The following is a 22,431-nucleotide window of genomic DNA, read 5'->3' as shown; positions in this document are numbered from 1 at the left end:
CGGCCACGCACGGTCCGGTCGCCGCCCGGTTCAGTCCCGCACGTTCCAGTAGCGGTCGGCGGCGAAGACCAGCGCGGCGGCGCCGATCAGCCCGGCGGTCTGCCCGAGCGCCGCCGGGACGATCTGCGTCTTGCGCGCGAAGGCCATCCACGCGTGCGCCCGGAACGCCTCCTCCACCGGGTCGAACAGCAGCGCGCCCGCCTGCGACACGCCGCCGCCGATCGCGACGACGTCCAGGTCGCACAGGTGGGTCGCCGACGCGATCGCGACGCCGATGGCGTGCCCCGCGCGGCGCATCGCGGCGACCGCGACCGGGTGGCCGCGGCGCGCGTCGGACGCCAGCTCGACGCCCGTGACGTCCTGCCCGCCCGGCCGCCAGCCCTCCCCGCGCGCCCAGGCGACCAGCCCGGGGCCGCGGGCGATCGCCTCCAGGCAGCCGTGCCCGCCGCACTCGCACGGCGGCCCGGACGGCTCGACGACCACGTGGCCGATGTGCCCCGCGTTGCCGCTCGCACCGTCCACGAGCCGCCCGCCGAGGATCAGGCCGCCGCCGACGCCGGTCGACACCACCATCCCGAGCAGGTTGCTGCGCCCGCGCCCCGCGCCGCGCCAGTGCTCGCCGATCGCGACGCAGACGGCGTCGTTGTGCACACGGACGGGCAGCCCCGGGTACCGGTCGCGGAGCCGCTCCCGCAGCGGAAAGCCCCGCCAGGCCGGGATGTTGAGCGGCGACACCTCGGCGGCGGGCCAGGTCATCGGGCCGCCGCAGCCGCAGCCGACGCCCGCGAGCGCCGGCGAGCCCGCGTCGGCGTGCACCTTGTCGAGCAGGCCCTGCAGCGTCCGCCACAGGCCCTCGGCGTCCAGCCCCTCCCCGTTGGGGGTGGCGACGCGGTCGTAGGCGACGACGCGCCCGCCGGGCTCGACGACCGCCGCGGCCAGCTTCGTCCCGCCGATGTCCACCGCGAGGACGGGCGCGGCCCTCCCGCCGCCCGCCGCCGCGGCCTCGGCCGGATCCGCAGCCGCCATCACCGGTCCCCCGCCCGGCCGAACGCCAGGATCGACGCGGTGAACCCGTGCACGTGGTTGCGCCCGGCGACCGGGCCGATCTCGCCGGCGGCGAAGAACCCGCCGACCCCCGCCGGCCCGAACGCCCGGTCCAGCACCTTGGCGTCGTGGTCGGAGTCGGGGAACATCGCCTGCCCCCGCCCGTTGCAGGAGATCAGCAGCGCCCCCTCGACGGGCGCGAGGTCGAACCGGTCGAGCAGCGCGGTCAGCTCCTCCTCCGCGGCGCCCGCGTCGCGGACCTGGAACCGGACGGTCCGCCCCACGTCCACCACGTCGCCGATCGCGATCGCGCCGCTGTCGGTGTCGGCGCCGACCACCCCGCGGACGAGGAAGTCGCCGCGCTCGTGCTCGTCGGCGTACTCGTCCATCGCGACGCCGATCAGCAGGCCGCGGCCGGCCAGCTCCTGCTCGTCCTCGGGCAGCTCCAGGACGATCTGCTCCAGCTTCTCCAGCGCGGGCACGCCCGCCAGCTCGTACAGCACGTTCTCGTCGGCCTTCGTCACCACCATGTCCGGCCCGATCGGGCGGGCGCCCTGGCTGACGACGGTCGCGGCGCTGACGGCGCCGCCGATGACCACGCCGACCGCGCCGTCCTCGTACACGTCGCCGTCCACGAACAGCCGCGCCTCGCCGTGCTCGCCCGCCTCGGCGAGGCCGCCGACGAGCGCGAGGCCGGGCAGCGCGTCGTCGGAGCGCTCGACGAACGCGTCCACCGGGAAGCTGTAGGGGTCGGCCAGCAGCAGCCCGACCACGTCGTCGTCCTGTCCTTCCGGCATGCCGACCACGATCAGCTTGTCCTCGGCCTTCAGCGTCTCCAGCCGGAACGCCTCCAGCCGCGCGCCGGGCAGCACCGCCGCCCACGCGCTGACCGCGCCCGCGTCCTCCACGCCCCGGCCCCCGCCGATCACCCCGGACGCGCTGCAGCCGATCACCAGCGCGGGCGCCACGGCCAGCGCCGCGCGCCGCGCCGCGGCCGCGATCTCCTCCGGGTCGTCCCCGGAGATGAAGACGCAGACCAGGTCGGGCGCCGCGGACAGCGGCGCGAGCGCCTGCTCGACCGCGGACACGGCGGCACTGGACAGATCGGGGCCGAGGGCCAGGCCGTCACCGAATCGCGCCATCGGCGCCGCCTCCCTCTCTCCGTTCACCGGGTCGCATCACACCTCCCAGTCTCCCCCGCCGGACGCATCTGACCCAACATCGAGGTCTCGCTCGGGTCTCGGCGCGCCCGGGCGCGGGGGCCGAGGAATCCGCGGCGGACGGGTGCGATCGCGCGCTCCGGCGACGTAGTGTCGATCGCGTGCGTTCATCCACACCACGCGAGACCACACTGGGCGAGCTGCGCACCAGCGGCCACGTCCAGCGATCGGTGAAGGCCGAGATCCGCCACAACCTGCTCGCCCGGCTGAGATCCGGCGAGCCGCGCTTCCCCGGCATCCTCGGCTTCGACGACACCGTGCTCCCCCATCTCGAGCGCGCCCTGCTCGCCGGCCACGACCTCGTGCTGCTCGGCGAGCGCGGGCAGGGCAAGACGCGGCTGATCCGCACCCTCGGCGGGCTGCTGGACGAGTGGACCCCGGTGGTGGCCGGCTGCGAGATCAACGACCATCCCTACGACCCGGTGTGCGTGCGCTGCCGCCGGCTCGCCGCCGAGCTGGGCGACGAGCTGCCGGTCGAGTGGCGGCACCGCGACGACCGCTACGGCGAGAAGCTCGCCACGCCCGACACGAGCGTCGGCGACCTCATCGGCGACGTCGACCCCATCAAGGTGGCCGAGGGCCGCACCCTCGGCGACCCGGAGACCGTGCACTTCGGCCTCGTCCCGCGCACCAACCGCGGGATCTTCTCCATCAACGAGCTGCCCGACCTGGCCGAGCGGATCCAGGTGGCGCTGCTGAACGTGCTGGAGGAGCGGGACGTGCAGATCCGCGGCTACGCGCTGCGGCTGCCGCTGGACGTGCTGCTCGTCGCGTCCGCCAACCCGGAGGACTACACCAACCGGGGCCGGATCATCACCCCGCTGAAGGACCGCTTCGGCGCGGAGATCCGCACCCACTACCCCCTGGAGCTGGACGCCGAGCTGGCGCTGATCCGGCAGGAGTCCGACTTCGCGGACCTGGCGGGCCTGCCCGCCGAGGTGCCCGACCACCTGATCGAGGTCATCGCCCGGTTCACCCGGCTCGTCCGGGAGTCGACGGCGGTGGACGCGCGGTCGGGCGTGTCGGCGCGGTTCGCGCTGGCGGGCGCGGAGACGGTCGCGGCGGGCGCGGTGCGGCGCGCGGCGCTGGCCGGCGAGGAGCGCGCCGTCGCGCGGGTCTGCGACCTGCCGGCGGTGGTGCCGTCGCTGATGGGCAAGGTGGAGTTCGAGGTCAGCGAGGAGGGCCGCGAGCAGGAGGTGCTGGAGCACCTGCTGCGCCGCGCGGTCGCCGAGACCTACCGGCGCACGCTCGGCCCCGCCGACCTGTCCGGGCTGCTGGACAAGTTCGACTCCGGCGACACCGTCGAGTCGGGCGAGCTGGTGCCCTCCACCGAGCTGCTGCGGCGGATCGGGCAGGTGCCCGGCCTCGCCAAGATCATGGAGCGGCTCGGCATGTCCGGGGAGTCCCCCGAGCAGGCCGCGGCCGCGCTGGAGTTCGCCCTGGAGGGGCTGTTCCTGACCCGGCGGCTGTCCAAGGACGTGCAGGGCGGCCGGGCCGACGGGACGGCGACGTACCGGACCTGAGCGCGGGTCCTGGAGGCGCCATGTCCGAGGAGGTTCGATGAGCCGGTACAGGTACGGCGCGTACGAGGACGGGCCCGACCCGCTCGCACCGCCCTACGACGTCCGCGACGCGCTGGACGCGATGGGCGACTCGGTGCTGGACGGCACCCGTCCCGACGACGCGCTGCGGGAGCTGCTGCGCCGCGGGCTGCCGAACGCGCAGGGCCGCCGCGGCCTCGACGACCTGCTGCGGGAGGTGCGGGAGCGGCGGCGCGCGCTGCGCGAGCGGGGCCGTCTCGACGGCACGCTGGAGGAGGCGCGGGCGCTGCTCGACACGGCGATCGGGCAGGAGCGGGCGGAGCTGTTCCCCGACCCGTCCGACGACGCGCGGCTGCGCGAGGCGGAGCTGGACGCGCTGCCTTCCGACACCTCGCAGGCGATCCGGCGGCTGTCGGACTACCAGTGGCGGTCCGACGCGGCGCGGCGGACGTTCGAGCAGCTGAAGGACCTGCTGCGGCGGGAGGTGCTGGACTCGCAGTTCCAGGGCATGAAGCAGGCCCTGCAGAACCAGGATCCGGCGGCGATGCAGCGCGTCAAGGACATGATGGCGTCGCTGAACGAGATGCTGGAGAAGGACGCGCGGGGCGAGCACACCCAGGCCGACTTCGACCGGTTCATGGACGAGTACGGGGACATGTTCCCCGACCGTCCGGAGAACCTGGAGGAGCTGGTCGACCAGCTCGCCCGCCGCGCCGCCGCGATGGACCGGCTGCTCGCGTCGCTCAGCCCGGAGCAGCGCGCCGAGCTGGCGGGGCTGATGGAGCAGGCCATGCAGGACGCGGGCCTGGCCATGGAGATGACGCGGCTCGGTGACGCGCTGCGCGCGCGCCGTCCCGACCTCGGCTGGGGGCAGCCCGAGCAGATGGACGGTGAGAACCCGCTCGGGATGGGCGACGCGACGACCGCGCTGGCGGAGCTCGCCGACCTGTCGGAGCTGGAGGCGGCGCTCGGCCAGGACTACCCGGGCGCGCGGCTCGACGACATCGACGAGGACGCCGTCCGGCGGGCGCTCGGCCGGCAGGCCGTCGACGACCTCGACGCGCTGCGCCGCCTGGAGAAGGAGCTGGAGAAGCAGGGCTACCTGCGGCGCAACCGCGGGAAGCTGGAGCTGACGCCGAAGGCGGTGCGGCGGCTCGGCGAGACGGCGCTGCGCCGGGTGTTCTCGCAGCTGACGTCCGGCCGGCAGGGCGACCACGACCAGCGCGACGCCGGGCAGGCGGGCGAGCTGACCGGGGCCAGCCGGGAGTGGCGGTTCGGCGACGAGCAGCCCCTCGACGTCGTCCGGACGGTGAGCAACGCGATCCGCCGCAGCGCGATGGAGGGGCCCCCGCCCGGCGCGGCGGCCGGGCTCGTCGCGGCCCCGGCGGCGTCCGTGGAGTCCCTCGCCGCGGCCGAGGTGCTGGAGCCGGTGGGCGCCGACGCGGTGGACCGGCGCGGTCCGGCGCGTCCGGCGAAGGTGCGGCTCGGCGTCGACGACTTCGAGGTGCACGAGACCGAGCGGCGCACCGGCGCGGCGGTCTGCCTGCTGGTGGACCTGTCGTACTCGATGGTGCTGCGCGGGACGTGGGCGGCGGCCAAGCAGACCACGCTGGCCCTGCATACCCTCGTGACCAGCAAGTTCCCGCAGGACGCGATCCAGATCATCGGGTTCTCCAACTACGCGCGGACGCTGCACCCCGAGGAGATGGCCGGGCTCGACTGGGACATGGTGCAGGGCACGAACCTGCACCACGCGCTGATGATCGCGGGACGGCATCTGGACCGGCACCCCGACTTCGAGCCGATCGTCCTGGTCGTCACCGACGGGGAGCCGACCGCGCACCTGCGCCCGGACGGCCGCTCGCTGTTCGACTACCCGCCGTCCACCGACACGCTGGTGCTGACGCTCGCGGAGGTCGACAAGATGACCCGGCGCGGCGCCACGATGAACTTCTTCATGCTGGCCGACGACCGGCGGCTGGTGTCGTTCGTGGAGGAGGTCGCGCGCCGCAACGGCGGCCGGGTGTTCGCGCCGGACGCCGACCGGCTCGGCGAGTACGTCGTCAGCGACTACCTGAGGGTCCGCCGGGGCCGCCGGTAGGCCGCCGAGCCGGTGGCCCGCCGAGCCGGGGCCGCCGGTGGCGCGGCGCCCCGGCGCGCCGGGGACTAGGGTCGGCACATGTCGACCTCCGACCGCATCCTGCTCATCCTGCACATCGGGTTCGCGATCTTCACGCTGGGCCCGCTGACCGCCGCGACGATGTCCACGCCGCGCTACATCCGCCACCGGAACGCCACGGTGGTGCGGTACCTCAACCGCACGACGCAGATCTACGGCGCCGGCACGCTGCTGATCTTCCTGTTCGGGCTGTGGCTGGCGAAGGGCGAGCTCGCGCACGTGTGGCTGTCGGCGTCGATGACGCTGTTCATCGTCGCGCTGGTGCTGCTGCTGATCGTCGAGCGGGACCAGCGGAAGGCCGCGAAGCTGCTGGACGAGGCGGGCCCCGCGTCCGCGGCGGTCGCGGCCGCCGCGCCCCAGGCGGAGGCCGAGGCGGCCGCCGAGGCCGAGGACGGCGGCGAGTCCGGCGCCGCGAAGACCACCGGTGAGACGCCGGTGGCGGCGAGGCCCGCGGCGGGCGAGGTCGCCCAGGTGGAGCGCGGCCGCATCGCCGCCATCTCCGGCGTCATCGCGCTGATCTGGCTGGTGATCCTCGTCCTGATGGTCTGGAACGCCTGACGTCCCGCGGGGCGCGCCCCTCCGGGGTCAGGGGCGCGCCTTCGTGTGCGCCTTGATCCACTGCATGATCTCGGGCGTGATGCCGGGGACGTTCAGCATGTCCGAGGCGTGCATGACACCGTCGACCGTCTGCACCTTGACCTGGACGCCCGCGGCGCGCAGCGCGCTCGCGAGGCCCTGGCTCTGCGTCACCGGCACGAAGTCGCCGGTGGCGTGCAGCAGCAGCATCGGCGCGTCGCCGGCGGACGCGTGGGTGGTGGTGTCGGCGTCCTCGACGCGCTTCCAGCAGTCCGCGGCCTCGGCGGTCGCCTCCGCCGAGCCGGGCACGCAGTGGACGAGGTCGACGACGGCCTGGCGCAGCTTGCGCTGCCGGGACGAGGCGTCGAGCAGCGCGCCGTCCTTGTAGGCCAGGAACGGGTTGTTCGGCGGCGACAGGGCCACGACGCCGCGGACGAGCTCGGTGCCGGTCCCGTGGGTGCCGATCTGCGTCGCGAGCTGCCCGCCGGACGACGAGCCGAGCACGACGATGCGGTCGGGGTCGAGGTTCCACGTGCGGGCGTGCTTCTTCATGAACCGGAGGGCGCCGAGGGCGTCGTCGCGCTGCGCCGGCCACTGCGCCTTCGGCGCGAGCCGGTAGTTCGCCGACAGGACGACGTAGCCGGCGTCGCTCAGCCTCCGCGCGAAGTACTTCCAGCTGTCCTTGCTGCCGCCCAGCCAGTACCCGCCGTGGATGATCAGCACGCCGGGCCGGGTCGCGGTCTGCGCGCCCGTGGCGCCGGCGGGGGCGCGCTTGGCGCCGCGCGCCTTGGCCCGCTGGGCCGGCGTCGGCTGCCAGTAGGCGTCGACGCGCTGGCTCGCGGACGGCCCGTAGTTGTACGTCGCGAACCGCGGGAGCTTGGGCGTCACCATGACGGCCTTGGCGCGGACGACGCCGTCGGTGCCGCCGGCGGTGCCCTGCGGCTCCCCGTCGGGGGCCTGCGACGGCGGCGTGCCGGACGGCGACCCGGTGCCGGGCGAGCCGCTGTCGGAGGGACCGGTGGGGGTCTCGGAGCCGGGGGCGTCCGTGGGGACGTCCGACGGGGCCGACACCGACGGCGTCGGGCTCGGGCCGGGAGTGGTGGCCTGGGCGGCCATCGGCACGGCTACGGCGGAGACACACGTCGCGGCGAACGCCGCCCCACTGACCAGTACTTTGCGCACCCCGGGCCCCTTCGTGAACGAACCTGGCGGGCTGAGTATAGATGTTTGATCACGTGCCTTGCGGGAAGCATGTGGCGTTCGGGGTTTTCGCCCCCCGGCACGGCGACGCCCCCGTCCGCGCGGGCGGGGGCGTCTTCGCAGGTCGGAACGTTACCCCAGGGCGAGCTCCAGATCGCGGAGGAGGTCGTCGGCGTCCTCGATGCCGACCGACAGCCGGACCAGGTCCCCCGGGACCTCCAGCGGCGACCCCGCGGCCGACGCGTGGGTCATCCGGCCCGGGTGCTCGATCAGCGACTCGACGCCGCCGAGCGACTCGCCGAGCGTGAACAGCTTCGTCCGCTCGCACACCCGGACGGCGGCGTCCTCCGAGTCCATCCGGAACGAGACCATGCCGCCGAACGCCCGCATCTGCTTGGCGGCGACCTCGTGGCCGGGGTGGTCGGGCAGCCCCGGGTAGAGCACCTGCCGGACGGCCGGGTGCCGGGTGAGCAGCTCCACGACCTTCTCGGCGTTGGCGCAGTGCCGGTCCATCCGGACGCCGAGCGTCTTGATCCCGCGCAGCGTCAGCCAGGCGTCGAACGGGCCCGCGACGGCGCCCATCGCGTTCTGGTGGAAGGCCAGGCGCTCGCCGAGCCCGCCGTCCGCGACGATCAGCGCCCCGCCGACGACGTCGGAGTGCCCGCCCATGTACTTGGTGGTGGAGTGCACCACGACGTCCGCACCGAGCTCCAGGGGCCGCTGCAGGTAGGGCGAGGCGAAGGTGTTGTCGACGGCGAGCAGCGCGCCCGCGTCGTGCGCGATGCCCGCGAGCATGGCGATGTCGGCGATGCCGAGCAGCGGGTTCGTCGGCGTCTCCACCCAGATCAGCTTCGTCTCGGGGCGGACCGCCGCGCGCACGGCCGCCGCGTCCCCGAGCGGCACCGGGTCGAACGACACGCCCCACGGCTCGGCGACCTTCGCGAAGAGGCGGTAGGTGCCGCCGTAGGCGTCGTTCGGGATGATCACATGGTCGCCGGGTTTGCAGACGGTGCGGATGAGGGCGTCCTCAGCGGCGAGCCCCGACGCGAACGCCAGCCCGCGCGCCCCCGCCTCGATCTCGGCGAGGCATACCTCCAGCGCGGTACGCGTCGGATTGGCCGATCGGGAGTACTCGTAGCCGCCGCGCAGCCCCCCGATCCCGTCCTGCTTGTACGTGGAGACCTGGTAGATCGGCGGGACGACCGCCCCCGTGGCGGGGTCGGGCTCCTGTCCCGCGTGGATGGCCAGGGTCTCGAACCCCCGGTGAACCTCGTTGTCCATGGGTACGAGGCTATCCACCCGCCGCCCCTCCTCTGGGAGGAGGAGCTCCCCCGGAGGTATCAGCCCCCATTTCAGCACGCGGGTTGACGGCAAGGGCGCGCGCGATCCCTACCGTTTAACGAGTATCCCGAGTTGACCCTTTATTTAAGGAAGACGCATGTTCGCTCGGCTCGCGCGCTTCGTCGTGAGACACCCATGGTGGACCATCGTGGCCTGGTTGGTGGCCGCCGGTCTCATCATCACGCTGTCCCCCAAGCTGTCCACCGAGTCCGACCAGGGCGACTTCCTGCCCTCCAAGTACGAGTCGGTGCAGGCGGCCAAGATCGCCCAAAAGGCGTTCCCGCAGCAGGAGGACACCTCCTCCATCGTCGTCGTCAAGCGCTCGGACGGAGGGAAGATCACCCCGGCGGACACCCGGGTGATCGACAAGGCCGCCGCGTCCATGAACGCGCACAAGCCGGCCACCGTGCTGAACTTCCTCACCGGCCAGCAGCTGGTGGCGCCCAACAAGGCCGTCCAGGTCATCTCCGTCCCGATGAAGGGCACCGACCAGGCGGCCAGCGAGAAGCAGGGCGACGCGGTCAAGGAGATACGCAAGCAGCTCCCGACCCTGCTGAAGGGCAGCGGCCTGGAGGCGAAGGTCGGCGGTGACGTCGCCGGCTTCGTCGACAACGAGGACTCGTTCAACAAGTCCTTCGAGATCGTCGGCATCGCCACCTTCGTGCTGATCATCGGGCTGATCCTGGTGATCTTCCGGGCGCCGATCGCCGCGGTGCTGCCGATCGTCGTGATCATGCTGACGATGCAGGTCGCGATGGGCCTCATCGGCACCGCCTCGAAGCTGTTCGGCTTCTCCGGCGACGACAGCCTCAGCACCATCATCCTCATCGTGCTGTTCGGCATCGGCGCCGACTACTACCTGTTCGTGATGTTCCGGTTCCGCGAACGGCTGCGGGCCGGCGAGGACAAGAAGACCGCGATGATCCACGCGGTGGAGCGGGTCGGCGAGGTCATCTCCTCGGCCGCCGCCGCCATCGCCGTCACCTTCCTGGTGCTGCTGCTCGCGACGTTCGGCGTGTTCAGCGCCTGGGGCCCGGCCCTGGCGATCTCCGTCGTCACCATGGGCATCACCTCGCTGACCCTGTTCCCGGCGATCGTCTCGCTGCTCGGCACCGCGGTGTTCTGGCCGTCCAAGGCCTGGAAGAAGCAGCCCAAGGAGCGGGTCTCCGGCGCGATCGGCCGCGGCGTCGGCCGCCACCCGGCGATCGCCGCGCTGGCCGCCGGCGGCGTCATGGTCGTGCTCGCCATCGGCGCGCTCGGCTTCAAGTCCGACTACGACTTCGCCGCCGGGTTCCCGCAGAACACCGAGTCGGCGCAGGCCACCAAGGACATGGAGAAGGGCTTCCCGCCCGGCCTCACCCAGCCCGTCCAGGTGTTCATCAAGAGCGCGAACGGGCAGCCGGTCGGCAAGCAGCAGCTCGCCGAGTTCTCGAAGAAGGCCGAGACCGCGCCCGGCGTCGGGCGCGTCAACCCGGCCGAGCCCGGCAAGGACGGCGTCGCCCGGGTCGACCTGGTGCTGAAGAAGAACCCGGCCTCCAACGAGGCGATCAGCCTGGTCAAGAACGACCTGGCGCCCGCCGTGCACAAGATCGCACCGCCCGGGACGCGCGCCTACGTCGGCGGCCCGACGGCGACCTACGCCGACATCAACGCCGTCAACAACCGCGACCTGTCGGTGATCCTGCCGGTGGCGGCGGTGCTGATCGCGCTGATCCTGGCGCTGCTGCTGCGGTCGGTGGTCGCGCCGCTCTACCTGGTCGTGGCGGTGCTGCTCGGCTTCGCCTCCACGCTCGGCTCCGCGGTGTACGTCTTCCAGTACGCGCAGGGCAAGGAGGGCGTGATCTTCCAGCTGCCGATCATCCTCTACCTGTTCGTGCTGGCCATCGGGACCGACTACAACATCCTGATGACCGCGCGGCTGCGCGAGGAGGCCAAGGAGGGGTACTCCCCCCGGGAGGCGGCGTCCCGCGCCGTCCGGCACGGCGGCCCGACGGTCGCCGCGGCGGGCCTCATCCTGGCCGGCACCTTCTCGGTGATGCTGCTGGCGCCGGTGTCGATGCTCAAGCAGATGGGCTTCTCCGTCGCGATGGGCATCGCGCTGTCGGCCTTCGTGATGTCGACGTTCCTGGTGCCGGGCATCACCGCGATGCTGGGCCACCGGGCCTGGTGGCCGGGCCACGGCGACGAGCCGAAGAAGAAGCTCGGACGCCCCGACCCGATGCAGGACCAGTACGTCGGCACGGGCTACCCGTCCTAGGACGGCACGCCCCCGCGGACGCCGGATTGCGGGGCCCCGGTCAGAAATGCCGCCCACGGGCCGCGGCCCCGCAATCCGGTTCCCTTCCAAGGCGAAGCGCCGAGGACCACACGGTCCCCGGCGCTTCGCCGCGTCCGGGGCCGGAAAGCCCGCCCTGCCCCGGCGTCAGGACGCCGCGGGCGTGACCTTCAGCGGCTCCCCGATCACGACCGAGCCCGTGTAGCTGTAGGTGTCGGTGATCTGCACGCCGGGGCAACTGGTCGGGGCGATGAGCGACAGCTTGGCGCCGAAGGTCAGCGTGCGGGTGGAGTTCGTGTACGTCATCGGGACCCGGTAGTGGGTCGGCAGGGACGCCGCCTCGGGCGGCTGGAGCAGCAACAGGCAGGTGTTCGAGGACAGCGTCTGCGCGGCGAGCGCGGGCATCTCCGCTGCGGCCGCGGGCATCGCGCGGCCGGCGGACCTGAGAGCCGATCGACCCGGTGTCCCGTGACATCGACGACGTCCGATGTGACGCATATCTCATGGATGCGGCGGAGCCCGGGGACGGCCGGCGGTTCGGCCGTCCCCGGGCTCCGGTGGTGCGGGGACGTGGATCAGTTGCTGGCGTCGGCCAGGTAGGCGAGGAGGTCCTGGCGGGTGATGAGGCCCTTCGGCTTGCCGTCCACGAGGACGACGGCCGCGCCCGACTTCTCCAGGACGCCGACGGCCTTGCTCACCGGCTCGCCGGAGCCGATCGTCGGCAGCGGCGGCGACATGTGCGCCTCGACCGCGTCCAGCAGGCCGGAGCGCTCCTTCACCAGGACGTCCAGCAGCTCGCTCTCCACGACCGAGCCGATCACCTCGGCCGCCATCACCGGCGGCTCCTCCTTCATCACCGGCAGCTGCGACACCTCGTACTCGCGCATGATCGAGATGGCGGTCTGCACGCTCTCGTGCGGGTGGACGTGCACGAACTCCGGCAGCGCCCCGCCCTTGCGGGTCAGCACCTCGTCCACGCGGGCCTCTTCGGTGGAGGACGGCAGGAAGCCGTAGTCCTCCATCCAGCTGTCGTTGAAGATCTTGCTGAGGTAGCCGCGGCCGCCGTCGGGCAGCAGGACGACGATGACCGCGTCCGGGCCGGCCTCGGCGGCGACGCGAAGGGCGGCGACGACCGCCATCCCGCAGGAGCCGCCGACGAGCAGGGCCTCCTCGCGGGCGAGGCGGCGGGTCATCAGGAAGGAGTCCTTGTCGGAGACCGCGATGACGTCGTCGCAGATGTCGCGGTCGTAGGTCTCCGGCCAGATGTCCTCGCCGACGCCCTCGGTCAGGTAGGGGCGGCCCGAGCCGCCCGAGTACACCGAGCCCTCCGGGTCGGCGCCGATGATCTTCACGCGGCCGCCGGACACCTCCTTGAGGTACTTGCCGGTGCCGCTGATGGTGCCGCCGGTGCCGATGCCCGCGACGAAGTGGGTGATCCGGCCCTCGGTCTGCTCCCACAGCTCCGGGCCGGTCGTCTCGTAGTGCGACACCGGGTTCTGCGGGTTGGTGTACTGGTTCGGCTTCCACGCGCCGGGGATCTCGGCGGCGAGCCGGTCGGAGACCGAGTAGTAGGAGTCGGGGTGCTCCGGCGAGACGGCCGTCGGGCAGACGACGACCTCCGCGCCGTACGCGCGCAGCACGTCCACCTTGTCCTTGGCGACCTTGTCCGGGCAGACGAAGACGCACTTGTAGCCGCGCTCCTGCGCGACGATCGCCAGCCCGACGCCGGTGTTGCCGGACGTCGGCTCGACGATCGTCCCGCCCGGCTTCAGCGCGCCGGACTCCTCCGCGGCGTCGATCATCCGGACCGCGATGCGGTCCTTCACCGAGCCGCCGGGGTTGAAGTACTCCACCTTGGCCAGCACCTGCGGGCCGCCGTCCTTCGACGGGCCGCCGGTCACCTTGCGCAGCCGAACGAGAGGGGTGTTGCCCATCAGCTCGACGAGCGAGTCGTGTACGTGCACCGCGACGTCCTTGTCGTTCAGTGAGTCGGAATTCAACGGGTCGCGCGCCCGTTCCAGCGGCGTGTGACGCAGGGTGACCGGCGCGGCGTCGGGGGATGCCCCAGCACCGACGGTAGCCGAGATCGGGGGCCGCGGGCATCGAACGGCCCCCGCGGGGGTACAACTCGATCACGGAGGGTCAACGGAACATGCTGAGAGCGTTCACGGCGCGCCGGATCGCGGCGGCCGCGGCCTACGGAGGCGGGGGCATCACGGCCCTCGGCGGCATCACGTTCGGGCTGCTGGTGGCGGAGGCCAAGCTCGCCCGCAAGATCATCCAGGCGACGCCGAACGGGGATCCGCCGGTGGCGGACGGCCTCTACGGCGGGGAGTTCGCCGGCCCGCCGCTGTCCCTGGTGATGCTGGGCGACTCGACCGGGGCGGGGCTCGGCGTGCACACCGCGGCCGAGACGCCGGGGGCGATGCTGGCCTCCGGGCTCGCGGCGATCGCGGGGCGGCCCGTCCGGATGACGAACGTGTCGCGCTCGGGCGCGCGGTCGGCCGAGCTGGCGGGCCAGACCGACCGGGCGCTGGAGGTCCGCCCGGACCTCGCCGTCATCATGATCGGCTCGAACGACGTGACGGGCCGGGTGCCGCCCGGCACGTCCGTGCGGTACTTGTCGGACGCGGTGGTGCGGCTGCGCGCCGCGGGCTGCCAGGTGGTCGTCGGGACGTGCCCGGACCTCGGCACGATCAAGCCGCTGATGCAGCCGCTGAAGTGGATCGCGCGGCGGGCGAGCCGGCAGCTGGCCGCGGCGCAGACGATCGCGGTGGTGGAGCACGGCGCGCGGTCGGTGTCGCTGGGCGACCTGCTCGGGCACGAGTTCGCCGCGGACCCGATCTCGATGTTCAGCGAGGACCGCTACCACCCGTCCGCGCGGGGCTACGCCGCCGCCGCGGCGGCGGTGCTGCCGTCGATGGCGCACGCGCTCGGCCTGGAGCCGGACCTGGACGCGCTGCCCGATCCGCGGCTCGGCGAGGGCGTGCTGCCGGTGTACCTGGCGGCGGCGGAGGCCGCGGAGGTGTCCGGCACGGAGGTGTCGGGCGCGTCCGTCGCGGGCCGCGACCGGGGTCCCCGGGGCCGGTGGGCGCGGCTGCTGCGCCGCCGCTCCGCGCCGTCCGCCGACCCCACGCCGCCGTCCCCGGCCGTCGCTCCGGACATCGCCTGACGCGGCCGGGCGGCCGGGACTCTTCGCCCAGGTGAGTAAGCGGATACTTATTGGACTCACCGTCAACACAGCCGGAGGGGCCGGGTTGCGCGCGGGTGCGGCGCGGGAGCTAGATTGCTCGTGACCGGCGAGTAACACCGTCCGCACGCGACGGTCGCGCCGGGGTCCGGAGACGGCCGCTGAGACAGGAGACCCGCACATGCCCGAGGCAGTCATCGTCGCCACCGCGCGCTCGCCCATCGGACGCGCCTTCAAGGGGTCGCTGAAGGACATCCGGCCCGACGACCTCACCGCCCAGATGATCACCGCCGCGATGGCGAAGGTCCCCCAGCTGGACCCCTCGCAGATCGACGACCTGCTGCTCGGCTGCGGGCTGCCCGGCGGCGAGCAGGGCTACAACATGGCCCGCGTCGTGTCGGTCCTGCTCGGCTGGGACAACGTGCCGGGCGCGACCATCACCCGCTACTGCTCGTCCTCGCTGCAGACCACCCGGATGGCGCTGCACGCGATCAAGGCCGGCGAGGCGGACGTGATCATCTCGGCCGGCGTGGAGACCGTCAGCCGGTTCGCCAAGGGCAGCAGCGACGGGCTGCCCGACACCCAGAACCCGGTGTTCGCCGACGCCCAGGCCCGCACCGCCAAGACCGCCGAGGGCGGCGCCGGCGTGTGGCACGACCCGCGCCAGGACGACCAGGTCCCCGACATCTACATCGCGATGGGGCAGACCGCCGAGAACGTCGCCGGGATGCGCGGCGTCAGCCGGCAGGCGCAGGACGAGTTCGGCGTCCGCTCGCAGAACCTGGCGGAGAAGGCCCTCGCCAACGGGTTCTGGGAGAAGGACATCACCCCGGTCACCCTGCCCGACGGCACCGTCGTGTCCAAGGACGACGGCCCCCGGCCCGGCACCACCTACGAGAAGGTGTCGCAGCTGCAGCCGGTGTTCCGCCCGGACGGGACGGTCACCGCGGGCAACTGCTGCCCGCTGAACGACGGCGCCGCCGCGGTCGTCATCATGAGCGACACCAAGGCCGCCGAGCTCGGCCTCACGCCGCTGGCCCGGATCGTGTCGACCGGCGTCACCGGCCTGTCCCCCGAGATCATGGGCCTCGGCCCGGTGGAGGCGTCCCGCAAGGCCCTCGCCAAGGCCGGCATGACCATCGGCGACATCGACCTCGTGGAGATCAACGAGGCGTTCGCCGCGCAGGTGCTGCCGTCCGCCGAGGACCTCGGCATCGACCTCGACAAGCTGAACGTCAACGGCGGCGCGATCGCGGTCGGCCACCCGTTCGGCATGACCGGCGCCCGGATCACCTCCACGCTGGTGAACGGCCTGAAGTTCCACGACAAGCAGTTCGGGCTGGAGACCATGTGCGTGGGCGGCGGCCAGGGTATGGCGATGGTCCTGGAGCGGCTCTCCTGACGAGCGGCCCCTGCGGTGGCCCGCCTCTGCGGCCCGTATCGGTGGCCCGTACCGAGCGCTCCGGCGCCGGTGCGGGCCACCTGCGTTTTCCGGAGGACATCCCCGTTACGAATGATCTACGTAACGTAATAGATAGGTCCCCGTTAGGGGGTTGTCACATACGGGCCGGTGTTGCAGAGTGCCAGGAAGAGCCCCGCGACCTGGAGGTGCCAATTGTCACTGAACCACTCGCCGGAGACGCACAGCAAGCTGATCGCCCGCATCCCGTTGGTCACAGGACGTGACCTCCCCGAGTGGTTCTCCACGATCGAGAACGGTCCCTCGTTCACCCGCTGCGAGGAACGGAGCAGCTGGCTGGCCGACGAGCACAACCTCTCGCACGGCTACGCCGCGGCTCTCGTCCGCGAGCACGAGCGGGCGCGCCGCGAGCGCCACTACTGACGGCGCTGCGCGAGCCGCCGGACAATCGCATACGGTCGAACTTCATACGGACCTGGTGGGATCCCGCCAACGGATGCCCCCGCCGTCGTGCCGCTGCGCCCGAGCAGCCGCCACGACACTGGCGCAGAGATCCCACGCGCGATCAGCCCCTCGCCGGCCGCGGCGAGGGGCTGATCGGTGCGCACGGGTGCCCCTGGTCGGACTCGAACCGACACAATGGCTCTTTTAGGGAGCCCGCCTCTGCCATTGGGCTACAGGGGCGGCGTCATCATACCGGCACGGTGACCCGCGACACGGCGAGGAGAGCGCACCCGGGCGCGTGCCGCCGGGCGGCGCGACCTGCGGCGGGAGCCCCGGCGGCCCCGGCCTCCCCGGGCGCGCCGCGGCGCCTGGAGCGTCCCGCCGCGGCGCGTGGAGCGTCCCGCCGCGGCTCCTCAGGCGTCGCTCCTCAGGCGTCCTCGGTGGTGCGGCCCGCCGCGAGCTCGAACTCCTGCCGGGGCCACTCCAGCTCGCCGAGCGAGACGATCTCGCGCCGGAAGAACAGCGCGAGCGTCCAGTCCGCGGTGATGCGGAACTTCCGGTTGACGGTCGGCATCCGCGACAGGTGGTACGTGCGGTGCATGACCCACGCGGGCAGCCCGCGCAGCTTGACCCCGTAGACGTTCGCGACGCCCTTGTGCAGGCCGAGGCTCGCGACGGACCCGACGTACTTGTGCTCGTAGGGCTTGCGGGGCTTGCCGCGCAGGTCCGCCACGATGTTGTCGCCGAGCCGCTTCGCCTGCCGCACCGCGTGCTGCGCGTTCGGCGCGGTGAACTCGGCGAAGCCGGACCGGTCCGGGACGGCCGCGTTGTCGCCGGCCGCGTAGACGCCGTCGAGGCCCTCGACGGTCAGCTCGTCGGTCGTCCTGATCCGGCTCTTGTCGTCCAGCGGCAGGTCGCTGGCCTTGACGACGGGGTGCGGCTTCACGCCGGCCGTCCAGACGAGGGTGCCGGCGTCGAACTCCTCGCCGTCGCTCAGCACGATGTGCCGCTTCTCCGCCGACTTCAGCAGCGTCTTCAGCTTCACCTCGATGCCGCGGCGGCGCAGCGCCTCTGTCGTCCACGTCCCCATCTCGGGGCCGACCTCCGGCAGGATCCGGTCGGTCGCCTCGACCATCATCCAGCGCATGTCGGACGGGTCGAGGTCCGGGTAGAACTTGCACGCGTCGCGCGCCAGGTCCTCCAGCTCGGCGAGGGCCTCGATGCCCGCGAACCCGGCGCCGACGAACACGAACGTCAGGGCCCGCCGGCGGACCTCCTCGTCGTCGGGGTTGGAGGCGGCGATGTCGAGCTGGTGCAGCACGTGGTTGCGCAGGAAGATGGCCTCCTCGACGGTCTTGAAGCCGATCCCGCACTCGGCGAGGCCCGGGATGGGCAGCGTGCGGGAGATCGAGCCGAGCGCCACCACGAGCCGGTCGTAGCCGATCGTCCGCTCCGGCACCCCGGCGGTCCGCGCGCCGGCGGGGCGGACGGTGAGGCTGCGCGAGGCATGGTCGATCTTCGTGACGTACCCGTTGACGATCCGGCAGCGCGGCAGGACGCGGCGCAGCGGCGCGACGACGTGCCGCGGTTCCAGGTTCCCGGCCGCCGCCTCCGGCAGGAACGGCTGGTAGGTCATGTAGGACTGGGGGTCGATGACGGTGACGGCGATCTCGCCGCGCCGCAACTCGCCGCGCAGCCGCTTCTGCAGCCGCAGGGCCGTGTACATGCCGACGTAGCCGCCGCCGACGATCACGATGTGCTTGCGCTCGGAAGGCATAACGGGACCGATACCCGCATACGCCAGCGGATCACGCCAAGCCCGTCACACCGGAAAGATCGCCAGAAGGCGCGAACTTCCCCGGACGGCCCGGCATCTCACCGTACGTACCCACCAGAGAGAGGACGGACCGGGACAGGGCCGGACGGGGGCGCCAAGCGACCTCGCGCGATGACCGGAAACAGGGGCCGGCCATCGCCCATCAGGGCCCGCTTGGCCAAGGCCCTGCCCCACCGTCGACGACCCCCACCACGAAGGGGATGCGCGAGCATGCAACGAATCATCTGGGGAACTCTGGCCGCCGCCGCACTGGCCGCAGCCCTCACCGGATGCGACGCCAGTTTCAGCGCCAGCCCCAGCTCCTCCACCCAGGACGGCGGATCTTCACAGACTAGCGCACCCCACGGGGGAAGCGGTACTTCCACCACGTCCGGAACCGGCACCGGGACCGGCACCGGGAAGCGGCCGAACGGGGCCTCCGGGACGCGCCACTGCACCACCTCCGACCTGCACGCGTCCGCGTACTCCAACGGGGACCCCGGCGCCGGGCAGCGGTACGGAACGCTCCAGCTGACGAACAACTCCGGAACGGCCTGCACGACCGGCGGCTGGTCCGGGCTCGGCCTCGCCAACGCCACCGGCGCGCTCCCGACGAAGGTCGTCCGCGAGGGCACCGCCCGCACGATCACGATCCCGGCCGGCGCGTCCGCCTACGAGCAGCTGCACTGGGGCGTCGTCCCGGGCGACGGCGACGACCAGGGCGCCCAGTGCCAGCCCACCGCCAGGGCGCTGCACGTCATCCCGCCCAACCAGACGACGTACCTCAGCGTCAGCTGGATCGGCGGGCCGGTCTGCCAGCAGGGCCAGATCCGGCTCACGCCGATCAAGCTCGGCAAGATGTGAGGCGGGCCGCGCGGACGCGGCGCGCTAGGCGTAGTCGCGGGCGCGGGCGAAGACGGCGTCGAGCATGTCCTCGGTGACCCGTCCGGTGAAGGTGTTCTGCTGGCTCGGGTGGTAGCACCCCAGCAGCAGCACCGGATCCCGGCGGGCCGCCGAGGGCGGCGGCGCCAGCTCCACCTCCGCGGCGTGCCCGAACTTCGGGCGCGGCCGCGGCACCTCGTATCCGGCCTGCTTCAGCGCCGGCCACACGCCCTGCCACGCGAACCCGCCGAGGCACACGATGCACCGGACGCTCCCCGCGACGTCCTCGACCTCGCGCGCCAGCCACGGCAGGCACGTCGTGCGCTCCAGCGGCGTCGGCTTGTTGTCGGGCGGCGCGCACCGCACGGTCGCGGCCATCCGCGCGCCGATCAGCCGCTGCCCGTCGGCCGCGTGCACGCTCGTGGCCTGCGACGCGAGCCCCACCCGGTGCAGCGACGCGAACAGCCAGTCGCCCGACCGGTCGCCGGTGAAGATCCGTCCGGTGCGGTTGCCGCCGTGCGCCGCCGGCGCCAGCCCCACGATCAGGATGCGGGGCTCCGGGTCGCCCCAGCCGGGGATCGGCCGCCCCCAGTACTCCTCGTTCGCGAACGCGCGGCGCCGCTCCACCGCGACCTTCTCCCGCCACTCCACCAGCCGGTCGCAGGCCCGGCACACCGACTGCCGCGCGCACAGCTCCGCGAGGTCCGGCGCCCCGGCGGCGAGCTCGATCACCTCGCCGGCGCCGTGCGCGACGGGCGTGTCCGGGGCGGCGGGGTCGTCCGGCCATCCCGTCCCAGGTGGCACATAGGGCGCGCGCGCATCGGTCATGCCCTCGATCCTCGCACGCCCCGGCGACGGCCCTCGGTACGATGCGGTTCCGCCGGTCGGGGACGCGGGGCGTCCGGCGTGCGCCATTGCCGAGCGGAGGCATGCCTTGTCGCAACCGGGCTGGTATCCCGACCCCTACGGAACCGGCAGCCTGCGCTGGTGGGACGGCCGGACCTGGACCGACCGCCTCAACCCCGAACCCGACCGCCCGCCGCGTCCCCGCACGTCGGAGCAGGGGTACCGGCAGCAGCCCGAGCAGTACGCCGGCTACGGGGGGCAGCCCTCGTGGGGCGGGCCCGCCGCCGTCCAGGGCGTCGCCGCCACCGTCCACGGGCTGCGGTTGCACGCCGACGAGCAGGGCGTCGCGTACGGGCAGTCGGCGCTGGCGTGGCCGCACGTCGAATGGGTCGCCTACTGGGCCGCGCAGATCCCGGCCGGATCCGGCCAGGCCCCCGGCACCCGGTGGATCTTCCAGGCCGGCCGCTACCCGTTCCACGGCGGGCCGCGCGTCGAGGTCGTCATCGAGGCGGGCGGGACCGTCGAGCCGGAGACGGTCTGGGGGCGGCTGATCCAGCTGTGCCAGGCGTGCGCGGAACCGCGGCTGGTCGCCGAGCTGGCCGGGCGCGTCCGCGCCGGCGAGTCGGTGGACGTCGCGCAGGGCCTCACCGTCCACCCGGGCGGCGTGCGCGGCAACCGGGTGTCGCTGAGCTGGACGTCGATCTCCGGCGCCGTCGTCGACGGCGGCCGGGTCTGGATCCGGCAGGCCAGCAGCCCGTCGCCGGTCCTGTACGTCCCGCAGCAGAACCCGAACGCGGTGCTGATCCCCGCGCTGCTGTCGGCCCTCAAGGGCTGATCGGGGCACAGGCGGGGTCAGACCAGCGACCAGGCGATCCCGTCGAGGATGTCGCGCTCGCTGACCACGACCGCGCCGAACCCGTACTCGCGCATGATCCGGTCCAGGATCAGCGCGCCCGCGCCGATCACGTCCACCCGGCCCGGGTGCATGACGCCGATCTCCGCGCGCTCCGCCCGCGTCGCGTGCAGCAGCCGCCGCGTCACCTCGTGCACCTGCGCGGCGGTCACGCGGGACAGGTGGATCCGGGTCGAGTCGTACTCCGGCAGGTCCATCGCGATGCCGGAGACCGTCGTGACGGACCCGGCGAGCCCGACCAGCGTGCGCGCCTCGTCGACCGGGACCGTCCGGCGCACCTCGGCGAGCGCGGCGTCGATGTCGGCGACCGTGTTGGAGATCTGCTCCGGGGACGGCGGGTCGCCGTCGCGCAGGTGCCGCTCGGTCATCCGGACGCAGCCGATGTCGACCGACCGGGCCGCCGTCACCGACGAGCTGCCCAGCACGAACTCGGTGGAGCCGCCGCCGATGTCGACGACCAGGTAGGGGCGGGCCGGACGCAGCGCCGCCAGCTCCCGGGTGGCGCCGGTGAACGACAGCTCCGCCTCCTCGTCCCCGCTGATCACCTCGGGGACGACGCCGAAGATGTCGACGACGCCGCTGACGAAGTCGGCCCGGTTCTCGGCGTCGCGGGTGGCGCTCGTCGCGACGACCCGCGTCTTGATCGGGCCCTCGCCCGTCTCGGACCCGTGCCGCTCGATCAGCTCGGCGTACCCGCGCATCGCGGTGAACGTCCGCTCCAGCGCGGCGGGCGACAGCCGGCCGGTCTCGTCGACTCCCTCGCCGAGCCGGACGATCTCCATCCGGCGCTCGACGTCGGTGAGCGTGCCGCCGTCCGGGCCGGCGGCGATGTCGGCGATCAGCAGGCGGACCGAGTTGGTCCCGCAGTCGATGGCGGCGACGCGCGTCACTTGGCCTCCTCGGCGTCGGTGTCCTTCTGGGCTGCGGGGTCGTCGTGGCCGGCGGGGTCGTCGGGGTCGTTCGCGGGGGCGGCGCAGACGCACGGGCCGGAGCGCCACCACTCGGGCAGCACCGCCAGCGCCTCGCGGCCGAACGGGTTGCCGCCGGGCACCGCCAGCTCGTGCGCGACGAGGGCGTGCAGGCACTTCACCCGCTCGGGCATCCCGCCCGCGCTCTGCATGCCCTCCGGCAGCGGCTCGATGCCGTCCTCGCGGGCCGCCTCGTCACGGCGCCGCAGGTAGTCCTCGTGGGCGGCGGCGTACGCGGCCTTCAGCGAAGGGTCGTCGGCGAGCCGCGCCTGCATCTCCCGCATGGCGCCGCTCCCCTCCAGCGTGCCGATCGCGGACGCCGCCTTCGGGCAGGTCAGGTAGAACAGCGTCGGGAACGGCGTGCCGTCGGGCAGCCGCGGCGCCGTCTCCAGCACCGCCGGGAGCCCGCACGGGCAGCGGTAGGCGACCCCGCGGATGCCGCGCGGCTCCCGCCCGAGCTGCGCCGCCACCGCCGCGACGTCCCGCTCGGACGCCGGTTCGGACCGCGGCTCGCGCGCCGGGGCCGCCGCCCCCGCCGTCCGGCCCGTCGCGGCCGTCCCGGCGCCGGGGAGCGCT

General features: G+C 73.3%; 19 protein-coding genes and 1 tRNA gene. 9 read left to right on the top strand and 11 right to left on the bottom strand.

The window, feature by feature from the left end; translation table 11 throughout:
- Positions 1-30: 30 nt before the first annotated feature.
- Complete coding sequence (locus tag AB0C78_RS08500) at positions 31-1,026, bottom strand: ROK family protein (RefSeq protein ID WP_360743686.1); 996 nt, start codon at positions 1,024-1,026, stop codon at positions 31-33.
- A complete protein-coding gene (locus AB0C78_RS08495; protein WP_360743683.1) occupies positions 1,026-2,186 on the bottom strand; it encodes an FIST N-terminal domain-containing protein in 1,161 nt (386 codons plus the stop codon). Before AB0C78_RS08495 ends, AB0C78_RS08500 begins: the two co-directional genes overlap by 1 nt.
- Before the next feature lie 179 nt (positions 2,187-2,365).
- On the opposite strand from AB0C78_RS08495, the gene AB0C78_RS08490 reads away from it, so the two are divergent.
- From AB0C78_RS08490 to AB0C78_RS08480, 3 genes are all read left to right on the top strand, one after another.
- Positions 2,366-3,787, top strand: coding sequence for a sigma 54-interacting transcriptional regulator (locus AB0C78_RS08490; RefSeq protein ID WP_360743680.1), 1,422 nt, complete (start codon positions 2,366-2,368; stop codon positions 3,785-3,787).
- Between the two features lie 37 nt (positions 3,788-3,824).
- Positions 3,825-5,906 carry a hypothetical protein gene (locus AB0C78_RS08485; RefSeq protein ID WP_360743677.1) on the top strand — a complete coding sequence of 694 codons (2,082 nt, stop codon included), beginning with the start codon at positions 3,825-3,827 and terminating at the stop codon, positions 5,904-5,906.
- Positions 5,907-5,984: 78 nt separating this feature from the next.
- Positions 5,985-6,542 (top strand): hypothetical protein, encoded by a 558-nt coding sequence (locus AB0C78_RS08480; RefSeq protein WP_360743675.1) that lies wholly within the window; start codon positions 5,985-5,987, stop codon positions 6,540-6,542.
- A 27-nt stretch (positions 6,543-6,569) separates the two neighbouring features.
- Here the strand turns inward: AB0C78_RS08480 and AB0C78_RS08475 are convergent, their stop codons facing one another.
- Both AB0C78_RS08475 and AB0C78_RS08470 read right to left on the bottom strand, forming a co-directional pair.
- A complete protein-coding gene (locus AB0C78_RS08475; RefSeq protein ID WP_360743672.1) occupies positions 6,570-7,742 on the bottom strand; it encodes an alpha/beta hydrolase fold domain-containing protein in 1,173 nt (390 codons plus the stop codon).
- Positions 7,743-7,892: 150 nt separating this feature from the next.
- Positions 7,893-9,041, bottom strand: coding sequence for a cystathionine gamma-synthase (locus tag AB0C78_RS08470; RefSeq protein WP_360743669.1), 1,149 nt, complete (start codon positions 9,039-9,041; stop codon positions 7,893-7,895).
- A gap of 208 nt (positions 9,042-9,249) precedes the next feature.
- Between AB0C78_RS08470 and AB0C78_RS08465 the strand changes: the two genes are divergently transcribed.
- Positions 9,250-11,358: an MMPL family transporter gene (locus AB0C78_RS08465; protein WP_360743666.1), complete on the top strand. Its 2,109-nt coding sequence runs from the start codon at positions 9,250-9,252 to the stop codon at positions 11,356-11,358.
- Positions 11,359-11,523: 165 nt separating this feature from the next.
- On the opposite strand, the gene AB0C78_RS08460 is transcribed toward AB0C78_RS08465, so the two are convergent.
- Together AB0C78_RS08460 and AB0C78_RS08455 are read right to left on the bottom strand one after the other, a co-directional pair.
- Entirely contained in the window at positions 11,524-11,802 is a 279-nt protein-coding gene (locus AB0C78_RS08460) for a hypothetical protein (RefSeq protein ID WP_360743663.1), read from the bottom strand.
- Between the two features lie 149 nt (positions 11,803-11,951).
- The gene (locus AB0C78_RS08455; protein WP_360743660.1) at positions 11,952-13,340 is read right to left on the bottom strand and encodes a cystathionine beta-synthase; all 1,389 of its coding nucleotides are present in this window, start codon (positions 13,338-13,340) and stop codon (positions 11,952-11,954) included.
- Positions 13,341-13,528: 188 nt separating this feature from the next.
- Between AB0C78_RS08455 and AB0C78_RS08450 the strand changes: the two genes are divergently transcribed.
- From AB0C78_RS08450 to AB0C78_RS08440, 3 genes are all read left to right on the top strand, one after another.
- The gene (locus AB0C78_RS08450) at positions 13,529-14,548 is read left to right on the top strand and encodes an SGNH/GDSL hydrolase family protein (protein ID WP_360743657.1); all 1,020 of its coding nucleotides are present in this window, start codon (positions 13,529-13,531) and stop codon (positions 14,546-14,548) included.
- A 199-nt stretch (positions 14,549-14,747) separates the two neighbouring features.
- Positions 14,748-15,968 (top strand): acetyl-CoA C-acetyltransferase, encoded by a 1,221-nt coding sequence (locus tag AB0C78_RS08445; protein WP_360743654.1) that lies wholly within the window; start codon positions 14,748-14,750, stop codon positions 15,966-15,968.
- 213 nt (positions 15,969-16,181) lie between these two features.
- Positions 16,182-16,409, top strand: a complete 228-nt coding sequence (locus tag AB0C78_RS08440) for a DUF4287 domain-containing protein (protein ID WP_151542177.1) — start codon at positions 16,182-16,184, stop codon at positions 16,407-16,409.
- A 188-nt stretch (positions 16,410-16,597) separates the two neighbouring features.
- On the opposite strand, the gene AB0C78_RS08435 is transcribed toward AB0C78_RS08440, so the two are convergent.
- Positions 16,598-16,670, bottom strand: a tRNA-Leu gene (locus tag AB0C78_RS08435).
- Positions 16,671-16,857: 187 nt separating this feature from the next.
- On the bottom strand, positions 16,858-18,207 hold the full coding sequence (locus AB0C78_RS08430) for an NAD(P)/FAD-dependent oxidoreductase (RefSeq protein ID WP_360743651.1): 1,350 nt from the start codon (positions 18,205-18,207) through the stop codon (positions 16,858-16,860).
- A gap of 270 nt (positions 18,208-18,477) precedes the next feature.
- On the opposite strand from AB0C78_RS08430, the gene AB0C78_RS08425 reads away from it, so the two are divergent.
- A complete protein-coding gene (locus tag AB0C78_RS08425; RefSeq protein ID WP_360743648.1) occupies positions 18,478-19,110 on the top strand; it encodes a DUF4232 domain-containing protein in 633 nt (210 codons plus the stop codon).
- Between the two features lie 24 nt (positions 19,111-19,134).
- On the opposite strand, the gene AB0C78_RS08420 is transcribed toward AB0C78_RS08425, so the two are convergent.
- Positions 19,135-19,956 (bottom strand): uracil-DNA glycosylase, encoded by an 822-nt coding sequence (locus AB0C78_RS08420; RefSeq protein ID WP_151542174.1) that lies wholly within the window; start codon positions 19,954-19,956, stop codon positions 19,135-19,137.
- A gap of 106 nt (positions 19,957-20,062) precedes the next feature.
- On the opposite strand from AB0C78_RS08420, the gene AB0C78_RS08415 reads away from it, so the two are divergent.
- Positions 20,063-20,809 (top strand): DUF2510 domain-containing protein, encoded by a 747-nt coding sequence (locus tag AB0C78_RS08415; protein ID WP_360743645.1) that lies wholly within the window; start codon positions 20,063-20,065, stop codon positions 20,807-20,809.
- Positions 20,810-20,826: 17 nt separating this feature from the next.
- On the opposite strand, the gene AB0C78_RS08410 is transcribed toward AB0C78_RS08415, so the two are convergent.
- Both AB0C78_RS08410 and AB0C78_RS08405 read right to left on the bottom strand, forming a co-directional pair.
- Entirely contained in the window at positions 20,827-21,777 is a 951-nt protein-coding gene (locus AB0C78_RS08410; protein WP_151542172.1) for a Ppx/GppA phosphatase family protein, read from the bottom strand.
- On the bottom strand, positions 21,774-22,325 hold the full coding sequence (locus tag AB0C78_RS08405) for a DUF501 domain-containing protein (protein WP_360743781.1): 552 nt from the start codon (positions 22,323-22,325) through the stop codon (positions 21,774-21,776). The genes AB0C78_RS08410 and AB0C78_RS08405 overlap by 4 nt, the downstream gene beginning before the upstream one ends.
- Between the last annotated feature and the right edge of the window lie 106 nt (positions 22,326-22,431).

The organism is Actinomadura sp. NPDC048394, assembly GCF_040651755.1.
GTDB lineage: Bacteria > Actinomycetota > Actinomycetes > Streptosporangiales > Streptosporangiaceae > Spirillospora > Spirillospora montaniterrae.
Note: the sequence above shows the minus strand (reverse complement) of the source record. Positions and strands in the feature narration are given on the sequence as shown.